This window comes from Amycolatopsis camponoti (assembly GCF_902497555.1).
GTDB classification, from domain to species: Bacteria; Actinomycetota; Actinomycetes; order Mycobacteriales; family Pseudonocardiaceae; genus Amycolatopsis; species Amycolatopsis camponoti.
Window position 1 is genome coordinate 3830189 of the sequence record NZ_CABVGP010000001.1, and the last position, 14741, is coordinate 3844929.

11 protein-coding genes are annotated in these 14741 nt (G+C 69.9%); 9 read left to right on the forward strand and 2 right to left on the reverse strand.

Translation table 11 applies throughout. The features are described from left to right. Positions 1-5: 5 nt before the first annotated feature. Positions 6-668, reverse strand: a complete 663-nt coding sequence (locus AA23TX_RS18175) for a nitroreductase family protein (protein WP_155543687.1) — start codon at positions 666-668, stop codon at positions 6-8. A 219-nt stretch (positions 669-887) separates the two neighbouring features. Here AA23TX_RS18175 and AA23TX_RS18180 point away from each other — a divergent pair, with 219 nt between their 5' ends. Together AA23TX_RS18180 and AA23TX_RS18185 are read left to right on the forward strand one after the other, a co-directional pair. Beyond that, positions 888-1307 carry a hypothetical protein gene (locus AA23TX_RS18180; RefSeq protein WP_155543688.1) on the forward strand — a complete coding sequence of 140 codons (420 nt, stop codon included), beginning with the start codon at positions 888-890 and terminating at the stop codon, positions 1305-1307. Between the two features lie 30 nt (positions 1308-1337). Continuing rightward, positions 1338-3431, forward strand: coding sequence for a (Fe-S)-binding protein (locus tag AA23TX_RS18185; protein ID WP_155543689.1), 2094 nt, complete (start codon positions 1338-1340; stop codon positions 3429-3431). A 4-nt stretch (positions 3432-3435) separates the two neighbouring features. Here AA23TX_RS18185 and AA23TX_RS18190 read toward each other — a convergent pair whose 3' ends face one another. Continuing rightward, positions 3436-4941, reverse strand: a complete 1506-nt coding sequence (locus AA23TX_RS18190; protein ID WP_155543690.1) for a DUF8426 domain-containing protein — start codon at positions 4939-4941, stop codon at positions 3436-3438. Positions 4942-5096: 155 nt separating this feature from the next. Between AA23TX_RS18190 and AA23TX_RS18195 the strand changes: the two genes are divergently transcribed. From AA23TX_RS18195 to AA23TX_RS18225, 7 genes are all read left to right on the forward strand, one after another. Continuing rightward, positions 5097-5651: an FHA domain-containing protein gene (locus AA23TX_RS18195; RefSeq protein WP_155543691.1), complete on the forward strand. Its 555-nt coding sequence runs from the start codon at positions 5097-5099 to the stop codon at positions 5649-5651. Between the two features lie 301 nt (positions 5652-5952). After that, positions 5953-7257, forward strand: a complete 1305-nt coding sequence (locus AA23TX_RS18200) for a sugar ABC transporter substrate-binding protein (RefSeq protein ID WP_155543692.1) — start codon at positions 5953-5955, stop codon at positions 7255-7257. Beyond that, on the forward strand, positions 7254-8240 hold the full coding sequence (locus AA23TX_RS18205) for a carbohydrate ABC transporter permease (RefSeq protein ID WP_155543693.1): 987 nt from the start codon (positions 7254-7256) through the stop codon (positions 8238-8240). The genes AA23TX_RS18200 and AA23TX_RS18205 overlap by 4 nt, the downstream gene beginning before the upstream one ends. Then, positions 8237-9067 (forward strand): carbohydrate ABC transporter permease, encoded by an 831-nt coding sequence (locus AA23TX_RS18210; RefSeq protein ID WP_155543694.1) that lies wholly within the window; start codon positions 8237-8239, stop codon positions 9065-9067. The genes AA23TX_RS18205 and AA23TX_RS18210 overlap by 4 nt, the downstream gene beginning before the upstream one ends. Positions 9068-9070: 3 nt before the next feature. After that, positions 9071-10510: a glycoside hydrolase family 3 protein gene (locus tag AA23TX_RS18215; protein ID WP_155543695.1), complete on the forward strand. Its 1440-nt coding sequence runs from the start codon at positions 9071-9073 to the stop codon at positions 10508-10510. Between the two features lie 96 nt (positions 10511-10606). After that, entirely contained in the window at positions 10607-13753 is a 3147-nt protein-coding gene (locus tag AA23TX_RS18220; RefSeq protein ID WP_155543696.1) for a tetratricopeptide repeat protein, read from the forward strand. 106 nt (positions 13754-13859) lie between these two features. Further along, positions 13860-14618 (forward strand): hypothetical protein, encoded by a 759-nt coding sequence (locus AA23TX_RS18225; protein WP_155543697.1) that lies wholly within the window; start codon positions 13860-13862, stop codon positions 14616-14618. The last annotated feature ends 123 nt before the right edge of the window (positions 14619-14741 follow it).

Sequence of the window (14741 nt, forward strand, 5' to 3'; positions counted from 1 at the left end):
TCTCCTCAGATTCGTACGAGTACTTCGTCGAGGGATTTGCGTCGCAGGTCCGGGACCACGCAGTCGTCGGCCGGGTAGCCGACGGGGATCACCGCGAACGCCCTCTCGTTGCGGGGCCGTCCGAGCAGTTCGCCGAGGAATCGCATCGGCGACGGCGTGTGCGTCAGCGCCGCCAGTCCGGCCACTTGCAGCGCCGTCAGCAGCATGCCCACCGCGATGCCCACCGACTCGTCGACGTAGTAGTGCTTGTGGACGCCGCCGTCGTCGTCGAGCGCGAAGCGTTGCTGGAACACGACGATCAGGTACGGCGCGTCCGTGAGGTGGGGCTTCACCGCGTCCGTTCCCAGCGGCCGCAGCGCCTCGAGCCACTCGTCGCCGAGGCGGCCGTCGTAGGAGATCCGTTCCTCCGCCTCCGCGGCCTCCCGGATAGTCCGGCGGACCGCGGGATCGGAGACCAGGACGAACGTCCACGGCTGCTGGTGCGCGCCGCTGGGGGCCGTGGAGGCCACCGCGATCGCGTCGAGCACCGCGCGTTCGGGGACCGGGTCGGGGGAGAACATCCGGACCGAGCGCCGCGCTTCCATCCGCTCGCGCAGGGCCGCTGCCTCGGCGACGGCTTGGGCGGCGGGCACGCGGGCCGGCCGGTACGGGACGGGGCGATACGTCATGCCCGGATTGTGGCGGGGGACACCCCCGCGCCAGCAGGGCCGAACGTGCGATTCTCGACCCACCGACGTCCGATATACGGACAGTAAGGTGATCCTTCCTTCAGAATTTACGCTGAATGGCGCAACGCAACTAGGCTGTTCGGTCCTGTCGCGCGAAGTGACGTCCTCATTACCCTCCAGTAGTCAGTGGTGCCGATCACAGTCGCCGGAGGAGGCCCCATGGCGTCGCGCGTCCGAGGACCCGGCTCCGAAGACCGGCGCGAACTGCGGCTCAGGCACATCGCCGGCTGCCTCTCCTGCACCCTCAAGTGCGGGTACTGCGGCCTGCCCGTCCGGCTCACCGGGCGGGGCGATCACCCCGGCTACGGCGTGGTCGAAGAAGTCACCGGGGAACTGGTGCTGCTGCACCGGTTCTGCCGCGGCGCCCTCGGTCGCTGCGGGACGCGGGGGTGCGTGCTGCGGCGCGCCCACCTCGGCCGCGCGACCGAGCAGTACGAAACCGGCCGCCGCCGTCCGGGGCGCTACCAGCGTCTCGGCGTCCGCCGGTCGGCCGACCTCGATCTGTACCGGAAACACTGGCGGGTCGCGAAGATGCGGTACGCGTGCAAGGCGTGCCGCTACTACACCGGCTCGCACTGAGCCGATCCTCGAAGTACGACCGGAGGACCCGTGCTCGTTCGTCTCATCCTCGGCCTGCTCATGACGGTCGTCGGCCTCGCCGTCGCCGGCAAGCGCGTGGCCTTCCTGTACCGGCTGATCAAGGCCGGCCAGCCCGACACCAAGCGGTCGGACGACCTCGGCGCCCGCGTCTTCGCCCAGGTGCGCGAAGTGTTCGGCCAGCGCAAGCTCCTGAAGTGGTCCGTGCCGGGCCTGGCGCACTTCTTCACGTTCTGGGGCTTCGTGATCCTCGCTTCGGTGTACCTCGAGGCGTACGGCGCGCTCTTCGACGAGAAGTTCGCGATCCCGTGGATCGGCCACTGGGCGGTGCTCGGCTTCCTGCAGGACTTCATCGCCGTCATGGTGGCCGTGTCGCTGGGCGTGTTCACGGTGATCCGCATCCGCAACGCCCCCGAGCGCAAGGACCGCGCATCCCGGTTCTACGGCTCGCACACCGGCGGCGCGTGGCTGATCCTCTTCATGATCTTCAACGTCGTCTGGACGATGTTCTTCTTCCGCGGCGCCTCTTCGGCGTCGGGCAACTTCCCGTACGACGGCGGGGCGTACGTCTCCCTCGGCGTGGGGAACCTCCTCGAGCCGCTCGGCCACTCGACGACCGAGGTGCTCGAGACCGTCGGCCTGATGCTGCACATCGGCGTCATGCTGGTGTTCCTGTCGATCGTGCTCTACTCCAAGCACCTGCACATCTTCGTGGCGCCGATCAACGTTTCGGCCAAGCGGCTGCCGGACGCGCTCGGCCCGCTGCTGCCGATGGAGTCCGGCGGCAAGCCGATCGACTTCGAGGACCCGGGCGAGGACGACACGTTCGGCCGCGGCAAGATCGGCGACTTCACGTGGAAGGGCATGCTCGACTTCGCCACGTGCACCGAGTGCGGCCGCTGCCAGTCGCAGTGCCCGGCGTGGAACACCGGGAAGCCGCTGTCGCCCAAGCTGCTGATCATGAGCCTGCGCGACAACCTCTTCGAGGAGGCGCCCTACATCCTCGCGGGCACCGAGCACGAGGAGGCGCGCCCGCTCGTCGGCTCGGAAGCCGACAACGGCGTCATCGACCCGGACGTCCTCTGGTCGTGCACCACCTGCGGCGCGTGCGTCGAGCAGTGCCCGGTCGACATCGAGCACGTCGACCACATCGTGGACATGCGCCGCTACCAGGTGATGATCGAGTCGGCGTTCCCGACCGAGCTGGGCGGGCTGTTCAAGAACCTCGAGACCAAGGGCAACCCCTGGGGCCAGAACAACTCCGAGCGCCTGGCCTGGACGAAGGACCTCGACTTCGACGTCCCGGTGTTCGACGGCGAGCTCGCCGACGACGTCGAATACGTCTACTGGGTCGGCTGCGCGGGAGCGTTCGACGACAACGCCCGCAAGACCGTCCGCGCCACCGCGGAGCTGCTGCACATCGCGGGCGTGAAGTACACGGTGCTCGGCAAGGAGGAGTCCTGCACGGGCGACCCGGCGCGGCGCGCGGGCAACGAGTTCCTGTTCCAGATGATGGCCCAGCAGACGGCGGAGACGCTCAACGCGGTGTTCGAGGGCCGCGAGCCGCGGCTGCGCAAGATCGTCACGACGTGCCCGCACTGCTTGAACACGCTGAGCCGCGAGTACCCGGACCTCGACGGGCACTACGAGGTCGTCCACCACACGCAGCTGCTGAACCGGCTCGTGCGAGGCGGTCAGCTGACGCCGGTCAAGGCCGTCGAAGACGGTCCGAAGGTGACCTACCACGACCCGTGCTACCTCGGCCGCCACAACAAGGTCTACACACCGCCCCGCGAGCTGGTGGGCGCGACGGGCGCGACGCTGGAGGAGATGCCCCGCCACGCGGACCGGGCGCTGTGCTGCGGCGCCGGCGGCGCGCGGATGTGGATGGAGGAGCAGATCGGCAAGCGCATCAACCTCGAGCGCGTGGACGAAGCGATCGCGACCGACGCGGAGACGATCGTGACGGGCTGCCCGTTCTGCCGGGTGATGCTGACGGACGGACTGGTGCAGCGGCAGAGCGAGCAGAAGGCGGAGAACGTCGATGTGCGTGATGTGGCGCAGCTGCTGCTGGAGCGGGTGAAGGCCCCGGCGCCGAAACCCTGACCGGCTAGGACTGGTCGACGGCCTTGACCGTCGCGCAGAACCCTTCGATGGCGGCGAGGTCCTGCTCCGGGATCTCGTCGCCGGAGAAGTGCATCAGCTCGTTGCGGATGTTCTTCGCCTTCGTGAGGAGATCGAGGAAGGTCTCGTGGTCGAGCGGCCAGCCGAGCAGCTCGAAGGTGGCCCGGTCGGCGAAGATCCGGACGTAGTTCCCGAACGTCGGGTTGCCGTTCGCCCACTTCGGGACCGCTTTGTCGAGCAGGTCCTCGGGCACGCTGCGCTTGGTGTGCCGCCGCAGCCGCAGCTCGGCCTCTTCCAGGAGCGAGAACGGCCGGGCGAGGGTGCCGAACTGGCGGGCGAGGTCGTGGGCCGTCACGACCCCGATGAGCTTCCGGCGGTCTTCTCCCCGGACGAAGACGTACCCGCGGCGGTAGATCTCGTCGATCTGGCCGAACAGCTCGTCGTCGAAGTCGATGACCCGGACCTGGGTGGTCGCGTCCCGCAGCGTCGGCTCGGGGTTCGTCAGCCGGGCCCGGCCGATGGACTCCCAGCTGACCGCGCCGACGTGGAACCCGTCCGCGTCGACGACCGCCAGCTGGGAGTAGTTCTTGGCCAGCATGAGCGTCACCGCGGTGGCGAGCGGCTTCCCGGCCGTGACCGCTTCGATGGACGGCTCCTCCGGCAGGACCGCGCGCACCACCCACTTGGCCGGCAGGTCGTCCAGCGCTTCGAGCCCGGGTGGATCCGTTTCGGAGTCCGCCGCGCCCGGCTCGTCGGCGACCGGGACCAGCTCGACGACCGCGTCCATCCGCGCCGTGGTGAACGCCGGCTTGGTCGTGACCCCGTGCTCGGCCAGCTCGGATTGCACGGTCACCAGGGAGGTCGCGGTCCGCCGCCGGTAGCCCCACAGGGACAGCAGCGCCCGGACGGTGAGCTTCACGGGTGCCGCGCCGGTCTCGACGGCTTCCCACAGGTCGGCCTGGGTGGCGTCGGGGTCGAGGTTCGCCGAAGCGTGCTGCCAGCCCGGGTCCGGCCGTCCGGCCGCGATTTCCCCGATCCGCCGGGCCGCCTCGTGCCGGCTCAGCCGGCACACGGTGAGCAGTGACCCGAGACTGCCGCGCAGGTCGGGGCCGAACTCGCCGGGCTCGATGTCCGTCCGGAGCCACCGGACGGGCCGGGCGTGCCGGCACTCCGGGGCCGAGCCGGGGCGGTAGTGGTACTGCCCGGTGACCTCGCCGATGGCGAACCGCCGCACGTTCTTGAGCGGCATGACGACGAGGTCGCCCTCGTTCATCTCCCGGTAGAAGCGCCACAGCTGGCCGGCCCAGTTGCCGATCACGTAGGTGGACCGTTGCGGGTAGCACTCGCGGAGCCCGGCCTTGAGCGCTTCCCGGGTGTCGAACCGGCCGAGGGCGGGAACGCCGCCCCAGCCGACGATCGCGAGACCTTCGGCGAGGGACTCCTGGTCGCGCTCGCCTTGCCTGCCCGCGCGGACTTGCCAAGCTGACTTCATCGTTCTCCCGGTTCCTGGGCGCCGAACTGACTTACGCACCCCAGTCGGCCGCGAGGCGATGATCGTCGCCCGGCAACCGCCCGGTTCACCCGTTCGCCACGCATCTTCACGCCGCCGTGGTGCTCTGTCCGGAATCGGGACGTGGGGGAGGGGCGATGGAACACCCAGTGACCATCGAGACGCTCGGCGGCGCGGTCGCGCGGCTGGACGTGCGGCGGGGCTCATGGCTTGTCGGTCGCGCCCCCGAGGCGGACCTGAAGCTGTACTCCGACCGCGTCAGCCCGCGGCACGCCTGGCTCCGGCGGGACGCCCGCGGCACCTGGGTGTCCGACGCCGGCTCCCGCGCCGGCACGCTCGTCAACGGAGAGGCCCTGGCGCCGAGGCAAGCCAGGCTCCTGCACGACGGCGACCGGGTGTCCTTCGGCCCCATCACCGCCGTTTACACCGACGTCGGCGCGACCGGTGACGATCGGCCGGTGTTCGCCGTGGTTCCCGCCCGGCGGGCGGGCACGGTCGCGCTCGTGCTCGGCCCGGTCCTGTTCGTCGCCGGGTTCGGGCTCGGGGCCGCCCGGCTGCTCCGGCACTTCGGGGCCGGGCCGGAGTTCGGGGTCGCCCTGCTGGTCGTGGGCCTGATGGTTTCGGTGCTCGGTGTGGTCCTGGCCCGCAGGAGGAAGGCGCGGCCGTCGGCCGTCCACGGCAGCAGGACGTGACCGCACCCGATCAGCCGGGGCGGTTTTCGTTGCGCCGACCGGGTGGCCGTGCGGTGAATCCCGCGTGGCCACCGGTGAAAAACGTTCCGGACACCCTCCTATTCGGACGACTTCCCCCGCAGGTCACGGCGAAGCCGGTGACCGTCCGGCTACACCGTGTCAGACTCCCCGGTGCGTTTACAACGTTCCGGCAACCGCCTTGACAGGGCCTGTGGTACGTACCACTCTAACCCCAACATTGGTCTACACCATTTGGGGAGTCCGGTCGCGGTTCGGCCGGACATCGAAAGGACGGCATCGAGTGAAACGCTGGCTCAAGCTGGCGGCGGGCGCCGCCGCACTCACCCTCGCGACCGCGGGCTGCGCGGGTTCCAGCGGCACGGACACCGCCGCTTCGTCTAGCGGTGCTCCCGCGCAGATCACCGGCGACGTCACCGTCTGGCTGATGACGGGTTCCGCGCCGACCACGCTGACCGACGCGCTCAACAAGGAGTTCGAAGCCGCGCACCCCGGCGTCAAGGTCAAGTACGAAATCCAGCAGTGGGACGGCATCCAGCAGAAGCTGACCACCGCGCTGGCGAGTGGCGCTCCGCCGGACGTGATCGAGATCGGCAACACGCAGACCGCGGCCTTCGCCGCGGACGACGGCGTCCTGACCGACCTGACCGCCGACAAGGACAGCTTCAACGGCGCCCAGTGGCTGAAGGGTCTCGCCGACTCGGGCACCTACGAGGGCAAGACCTACGGCGTCCCGTTCTACGCGGCCAACCGTGAGGTCATCTACCGCAAGGACATGTTCGAGCAGGCGGGCATCGCCAAGCCGCCGACGTCGAACGACGAGTGGATCGACGCGATCACCAAGCTGAAGACGAAGTTCGGGTCCGACCCCGACTTCCAGCCCCTGTACATGCCGGGCCAGAACTGGTACGCGCTGCTGTCCTTCATCTGGGACAACGGTGGCGACATCGCCCAGCCCGACGGCAAGAACTTCAAGGCGACGCTGGACAGCGCCGGCGCGAAGGCGGGCCTGGACTTCTACAAGAAGCTCGTCGACACCTCCGGCACCAAGGCGCCGAAGGACGCCGACGAGGCCAAGCCGCAGCAGGCGACCGTCTACGGCGCCGGCAAGGTGGCCATGATGATCGGTCTCCCGTGGGAGCTGCCGACCGCGGCCAAGACGGACCCGAGCCTGACCGCCAAGACCGGCGCGTTCGCGATCCCGAGCAAGACCGCCGGCCAGAGCGCCCCGGTGTTCCTGGGCGGCTCCAACCTCGCGATCCCGGCCAACAGCAAGAACGTGGCCGCTGCCAAGGAGTACATCAAGCTGCTCTCCAGCCCGAAGTACCAGAGCCAGCTCGCCGCCGCCGGCGTCGTGCCCGGCACGTCGACCGACCTCACCGGCCTGGACAAGGACCCGCTGGGCAGCGTGATGGCGAAGGCCTCCACCAACGGCAAGGCCGTGCCGGCCAGCCCGAAGTGGGGTGACGTGGAGTCCGGCCAGAACCCGGTCAAGGACATGCTGACCGCGTACCTGACCGGCAAGAAGACGCTCGACCAGGCGACCGCCGACGCCAACGCAGCGCTGAACAAGCTCATCGGCGGATGACAGCGACCGCCAATGTGACGATGCCGGCGGGGGCGACCCCGCCGGCATCGCCGCGCGACACGCGGGTCAAGAAGCGCAGGCGGGGCCGGTTCGGCGACCGGGTGCTCCCGTACCTGCTGCTGCTCCCCGCGCTCGCCGCGATCCTGGTCCTGCTCGCCTGGCCGCTGGTCCAGGTGCTCGCGATCAGCTTCCGCAAGCTCGACATCGGCCAGCTCGTCTCCGGCAAGACGGTCTGGATCGGGTTCGACAACTACACGAACACGCTTTCGGACCCGGAGTTCTGGACGGTCACCTTCCGGACCCTGGTCTTCACCGCCGCCATCGTGGCCGCCACCATCCTCGGCGGCCTGCTCCTCGCGGTGCTCATGCGCCACCTCGGCCCGGTCGTGCGGATCATCGTCCAGGTGACGCTGGTGCTGGCCTGGGCGACGCCGGTGATCGCGACGACCACCGTGTTCCAGTGGATCTTCGACGAGCAGTACGGGATCCTCAACAAGACCCTCGACCGGCTCGGGTTCCACAGCTTCATCGGGTTCTCGTGGTTCTCCAGCGGCGCGAGCACGCTGTCGGTGATCGGCCTGCTCATCGTGTGGCAGGCCGTGCCGTTCGTGACGTTCTCGCTGTACGCGGGCATCATCGGCGTCTCGCGCGAGCAGTACGAGGCCGCCGGGATCGACGGCGCCAGCGGGTGGCAGACGTTCCGCGCGGTCACCTGGCCCGCCATCAAGCCGATCACCACCATGGTCACGTTCCTGTCGGTGCTGTGGGACTTCAACGCGTTCGCCCAGATCTGGGCGATCCGCGAAGGCGGCCCCGACGGCGAGAGCACCACCCTGGCCGTCGTGCTCTACCTCAAGGGCATCGCGGGCAACCACTTCGGCGCGGCGGCCGCGATCGCGACGCTGATGCTGATCGTGCTCGCGCTCATCACGGGCCGGTACATCCAGCTGCTCACCCGGACCCGGGAAGGTGATCTGTCGTGAAGAAGTCGCTGTCGCAGCGGATCGTGCTCTCGGTGGTCGGCGTGCTCGTCGCGCTGGCGATCGTGTTCCCGACGTACTGGATGTTCGTCACGTCGCTGCGGACGCCCGGTGAGATCCTGTCGCCCAAGTACGACCTGATCCCGACGTCGTTCTCGTTCGGCAACTTCGCCACCGCGCTGACCAAGGACAACTTCCCGACCTACCTGATGAACAGCCTGATCGTCACGGTCGGGTCGGTGCTGTGCGCGCTGGTCGCCGGGACGCTGGCGGCGATCCCGCTCTCGCGGCTGCGCTTCACCGGCCGCAAGGGCTTCCTGGTGCTGGTCATGGTGGCGCAGCTGGCCCCGGTGTCGGCGCTGTTCATCCCGCTGTTCCTGCTGATGCGGGACGCCGGGCTGCTCAACACGCTGCCGTCGCTGCTGCTGATCTACTTCGCCACCACGCTGCCGTTCACGGTCTGGATGCTCTACGGGTTCGTCAACGGGATCCCGTACGAGCTGGAAGAGGCCGCGATGATCGACGGCTGCAGCCAGACCGGCGCGTTCCGCCGGGTGACGCTGCCGCTGCTCGGCCCGGGGCTGGTCACGACGTCGGTGTTCAGCTTCATCACCGCGTGGAACGAGTACCTGTTCGCGCTGGTGTTCATCCGGGACAAGCAGAAGGAGACGCTGCCGGTGTGGCTGGCGTCGTTCCGCACGGCGTTCGCCACCGACTGGGGCGGTGTCATGGCCGCGTCGGTCATCTACGCGATCCCGGCGCTGGTGTTCTTCCTGCTCGTGCAACGCAAGCTGGTGTCCGGCGCGACCGCCGGCGCCGTGAAGGGGTAGCCGTTGTCTTCTCCCGAGAAGCTCGCCGAGGCCGTCCTCCTGCCCGGGTTCGCCGGGACCACCGCGCCCGGCTGGCTGCGCCGCCGGATCGCCGGGGGACTGGGCGGGGTGGTGCTGTTCGGCCGCAACGTCGTCGACGACGAGCAGGTCGCCGCGCTCACCGCCCAGCTGCGCGGTGAGCGGGACGGTGTCGTCGTCGGCATCGACGAGGAGGGTGGCGACGTCACCCGCCTCGACGTGAACACCGGGTCGTTCGTGCCGGGGCCGCTGGCCCTGGGCGCGGCCGACGACCCGGAGCTGACCACGGCGGTCGCCGCCGCGCTCGGCGAACGGCTGGCGGCCTGCGGCGTCACCCTGAACCTGGCGCCGTGCGCGGACCTGACCCTGGCGGCCGAGGACCCGATCATCGGCGTCCGGGCGTTCGGGTCCGACCCGGCGAAGGCGTCGCCGCACGTCGCGGCCTACGTGACCGGCCTGCAGAAGTACGGCGTCGCGGCGTGCGCGAAGCACTTCCCGGGCCACGGCGCGGCGACCGAGGACTCGCACGTCGCGCTGCCGGTGCTGCCGCGGACGGTCGAAGAGCTGCGGGAGATCGAGCTGGTCCCGTTCGCCGCGGCGATCCGCGCCGGCGTCCGCTCGGTGATGTCGGGCCACCTGGTCGTGAAAGCCTGGGGCGAGGAGCCCGCGACGCTCAACCGCGTCGCGCTCACCGACGTCCTGCGCGGCGAGCTCGGCTTCACCGGTGCCGTGATCACCGACGCCCTCGAAATGGGGGCGGTGTCCGGCGCGTACGGCAAGCACGACGGCCTCGGCCGTTCGGCCGTGCGGGCACTGGCCGCGGGCGCGGACGCACTCTGCCTCGGTGGCGCGGCGTTCGAGGCCGAGCACCTGGACGCGTGCGTCACGGCGATCGTGGCCGCGGTCGCGGCGGGGGAGCTGCCCCTCGAACGGCTCGAGGAGGCGGCTTCGCGGACGGCGGCGCTGGGCACCGACCCGGCCCCGGCTTCGGTGGGCCCGGTCGACCGGCGGCTCGGCCTGGAGGCGGCGCGCAAGGCCCTGCGCGTCCGGGGTGACGTGCGGCTGGACGGCCCGCCGCTGGTCGTCGACGTCCAGACCGAGCCGACCATCGCGGCCGGCCCGATGCCGTGGGGCCTCGGCGCGCACCTGGCCGAGCTGGTGCCGGGCACGCGGACGCTCACCGCGACGCCGGACGACGCCGAGGCGGTCCTCGAAGCGGCCCGGGACTTCCGCAGCGTCGTCGTGGTGACCCGGGAGGCGCACCGGCACCCGCGGGTGCGCGAGCTGCTGGCCGCATTGTCCACTGTGGACTTCATCCGCGTGGAGACCGGCGTGCCGGGCCCCGCGGACGGCGACGGTCCGCGGATCGACACGTTCAGCGGCTCCTACGTCAGCCTGCGCGCGGCGGCCGAGTACCTGGCCTGAGTTCTCCCCGATGAAGCCCCGCCGGAGTTTCCGGCGGGGCTTCGTCGTCCTGTCTTGCTATGGTCGACGTCCGGCCGGCGAAGGGAGGGCGGGGCCTTGGACGCGGGCGGGCTGACCCTGCAGGACCTGATCAAGCGGCGGCAGGCCGACGGCTTCGTCGGGCGGCGCCACGAGATCGGCCGGTTCGAAGAAGCCCTCCGGCTCCCGCTGGAGGACCAGCGCCGCCGGTTCCTGTTCAGCGTGCACGGCGATGCCGGCGTCGGGAAGTCGTTCCTGATCAACCAGTTCCAGCGGATCGCGCAGGAGTCGGGATGCGCCGTCGCGTACGTCGACGAGTCGGTCTTCGACATCCCGTCGGCGCTGTCGGGCATCGTCCGGTCGTTCGCCCGGCAGGGTGATCCGTGCAAGGAGTTTGCCAAGAAGTCCGAGCTGTACCACGAAAAGCGGCACGAGCTCGACGCGGACCCGGCCACTCCGGAAGGGTTGTCCTCGGTGCTGACCCGGTCGGCCGTGCGGATCAGCCTGCGCGCCGCGGAAGACATCCCGGTCGTCGGGTCGTTCGCCAAGGAGCTCGACCGCGACGCCATCTCGAACCAGGTCGAGAAGTTCCGTGCTTTCCTCAGTGTGAAGCTGCGCAACCAGCATGATGTGCGCCTGTTGATGTCGCCGGTCGAAGAGCTGACCCCGATCTTCGTGGCCGAACTCCGGCAGGTGGCGGCGAAACGACCGGTGGTGCTGTTCTTCGACACCTTCGAACGCACCGGGGTGTTTCTCGAGCGTTGGCTGCTGGACTTGCTCGACGGCCGTTACGGCAGCCTCCCGCCGAACCTGGTGCTGGTGCTCGCGGGCCAGCACCCACTGGACGTCCACGCGTGGGGCGACTACCTGGGCGTCCGCGCCGACTGCCCGCTCCAGCTGTTCACCGAGGAGGAGGCCCGCGAGTTCCTGGCGGCCCGGGGCATCACGGCGGACGAGGTGGTCGAGGTCGTTCTGGCGCTGTCCGGACGGTTGCCGGTGCTGCTGGCGCTGCTGGCGGAGTCCCGCCCGGACAGCGCCGCGAGCGTGGCCGATCCGGGGGACAACGCGGTCGAGCGCTTCCTGAAGTGGGAGAAGGACGAGAAGCGGAAACAAGCGGCGTTGCGGGGCGCGCTGCCCAGACAGCTGGACCGCGACGTGTTCGCGCTGGCCGCCGACGCGGCCACGCCGGACGAGGATTTCGCGTGGCTGCGCCGCCTGCCGTTCGTGGCCGAGCGCGCGAGCGGCTACCGGTACCACGACGTGGTCCGCGACACGATGATCCGCGTGGTGCGGCGCCGGTCGTCCGTCGAGTGGCGTGAGCGCCACGGCGTCCTGGCGGAGTACTACCGGGCCAGGCGGGAGCAACTCGGCCTCGACGACCGGTCCGGCTGGCAGGACGAGGGTTGGCAGGCGCTGGCGGTGGAGGAGCATTACCACCGCATCTGCGCCACGGCGGCGACGGCGGACGCGTTGGCCGCGCTCGTCAGGACGATCGCGGTGCGAGCCGACCAGGTCGGGCGGTGGGTCGCCATGGTGGCCCAGGCCGGGGTGGACTCCGGCGCGGAACAGGTGGCCGCCCTGGGTTCCCGACTGAGTGCGGCAGAGGACTCGCTCGCTCTGCTGAACTGCCTCACCGCTGAGACCACCCTGTCGGTCAAGGCTCGGCACAGCGCCTACCTGCAGGTCGCCCACCACCATCTTCGACGTCGGAAGCCCGACTTCGCCGATGCCGTGACGGCGTTCTCCAAGGCGCTCGAGCACGTGCCTGAAGACGGCGTCGCCCTGACGAGCCGGGGCATCCTCTACCAGGTGCTGGGAAAGCTCGAGGCGTCGCTCGCGGACCTCGACCGTGCGGTCGAGCTGGATCCGGCGGCCGGCTGGCCGATCGGTGCCCGCGGACAGACTTTGCTCTCGCTGAAAAGACACGAAGAGGCCGTGGCCGACCTCAGCCGGTCGCTGGACCTCATGCCGGACAAGGCGGAGGTTCATGGCGCCCGAGGCGAGGCGCTCTACGAGATGGCTCGCTACCCGGAAGCCCTCCTCGATTTCACCCGGGTCCTGGAGCTGGGGTCGAACGACAACTTTGCTCTCTCTTGGTGTGGCCGCGTTCACCTCCAGCTGAAGTCCTACGAGGCGGCGCTGGACGCCTTCAACCGGGTGCTGGAGCTGCAGCCGGAAGCGACCTGGGCCCTGACCGACCGCGGCGAAACGAATCGTCGGATGAAGCGGTACGAGGACGCGCTGGCGGACTTCACGCGCTCGGTGGAGATCGAGGCGAAATATCCCGCGGTGTTCGCGGGGCGGGGGCACACCTACGCGGACATGCATCGCTGGGAGGAGGCCTTGGCGGACTACGCCCGGGCGCTAGAGATCGCCCCGGGAACGAGCTGGATCCTTCGTGACCGCGCGGAAACCTACCATCGGGCCGGGCGGCTCGACGACGCGCTCGCCGACTACGACCGGCTGATCGCAATAGCCCCGGACTATTCCTGGGCGGTCCGGCAGCGGGCTTTCGTGTTGTGTGACCTCGACCGCTCGGAGGACGCGCTGGCGGACCTCACGCGAATAATCGAGACGGACCCGGCTGCGGCACTGTGGTGGGTGGACCGGGGCAATGTCCTGCACATGTCAGGGCGGCACGAGGAAGCGTTGGCCGATTTCACTCGGGCCGCCGAAATCGACCCGACGTTCGCTCACGCCTTCTGCGGCCGGGGCGAGAGCCGGAAGTCTTTGAACCAGTACGACGAGGCGTTGGCCGACTTCACGCGGGCGATAGCCATTGCCCCGGCCTTGACCCTGGCCCTCAACCGACGAGGGCAGATTCACCGCAGATGCGGCCGACTGGTCGAAGCACAGGCCGATCTCGAGCGGTTGGTGCAGCTCGGCGCCGGGGCCTGGGACCACTACCAACTGGGCCTTCTCGCACACGCCCAAGGACGACCGGACGCGGCGAAGGAGCTTTTCGCAGCCGCCGTGCTCGCCGAAGCTGCCGAGATCGCGGCCGGCGAGACCACGGGCAACATGCTGCTCAACTTCGTGGTCTACCACCTCGCGCTCGGCGACGTGACGGAGGCGAGATCCCGGCTCGGGGCCGCATTGGCGAAGGCGCCTGACGCCGGACGCTTCCGCGACGCGCTCGAAGACCTTGAAGACCTCGGTTCCGTCATGGCGGTGCCCGAGCTTGCGGAGTTCGAGGCCGCCCTGCGGGCGAAACTGCACGAATAGCCGCTTCTGTCCGGGTGTCCGGTACACCGCGGGCCCGGCATTTGTACGGGCCTTGTACCGGCGCTCGCCATGCTGTCGCCACAACGAATCCCGGAGGGACGGACAAATGAGAATTCGGATCGGGAAGCGGGCGGCCGCCGTGGCCGGCATCGCCGCGGCGATCGTGCTCGCCGGCGCCACCCCGGCCCTGGCGGCCTCGGGCACGGTGCACACCGACTCGGGCGCGCCGCTGACCGTGCGGTCCAGCCCGAGCGCGACCGCGGGCTCGGTCGGCAGCATCGCCGACGGCACCGCCGTGACCATCAGCTGCCAGACCAACGGGTCGACCGTCGACGGCAAGTACGGCACGTCGGACATCTGGGACAAGGTCGGCGACGGCTACGTCAGCGACGCCTACGTCTACACCGGCTCCGACGGCCGGGTCGCGCCCGACTGCGCGGGCTCGACGCTGACCTGCTCCACCGCGGGCACCGGCGACCCGAAGACCTGCGCGCAGGCCGTGGCCTACGCCAAGACCCGCGTCCACACGAACGACCTCGACTCGTACGAGGGCTGGTGCGACCGGATCAACGCGCAGAACTACGGCTGGACCGCCTCCGGCTCGGAGACGGCCTACATCCACTGGACCCAGATCCCGGCTTCGTACAAGCACCCGGGCGACTACCAGGTCCCGGCCGGCGGGCTCGCGTTCTTCAAGAGCAGCGGCGCGGGCCACACGATGATCTCGATCGGCGACGGCAAGTTCCTGTCGAACGACATCAACGGCTACGGCAGCTACACCGAGACGACGATCGCGCAGATCAAGAGCAAGTGGGGCCAGACCTACCTCGGCTGGTCGCAGCCGTGGTTCAAGGTGAACCACTGAGGCGGTGACCGGAAGCGGGTCTCGCCGGCCCTGGGGGTGGCGAGACCCGCGCCGGACCGCGCGGGGTCGTCGCCCTGCCGTCGGCGAGATCCGCGTGCTGCACCCCGCACCCCCGGCCACCAT

Bases quoted from the DNA above. Each gene is read 5' to 3' on its own strand.
- AA23TX_RS18180 (WP_155543688.1), top strand. From the start codon at position 888: ATGGCGTCGCGCGTCCGAGGACCCGGCTCCGAAGACCGGCGCGAACTG.
- AA23TX_RS18205 (WP_155543693.1), top strand. From the start codon at position 7,254: ATGACAGCGACCGCCAATGTGACGATGCCGGCGGGGGCGACCCCGCCG.
- AA23TX_RS18175 (WP_155543687.1), bottom strand. From the start codon at position 668: ATGACGTATCGCCCCGTCCCGTACCGGCCGGCCCGCGTGCCCGCCGCC.
- AA23TX_RS18225 (WP_155543697.1), top strand. From the start codon at position 13,860: ATGAGAATTCGGATCGGGAAGCGGGCGGCCGCCGTGGCCGGCATCGCC.
- AA23TX_RS18195 (WP_155543691.1), top strand. From the start codon at position 5,097: ATGGAACACCCAGTGACCATCGAGACGCTCGGCGGCGCGGTCGCGCGG.
- AA23TX_RS18190 (WP_155543690.1), bottom strand. From the start codon at position 4,941: ATGAAGTCAGCTTGGCAAGTCCGCGCGGGCAGGCAAGGCGAGCGCGAC.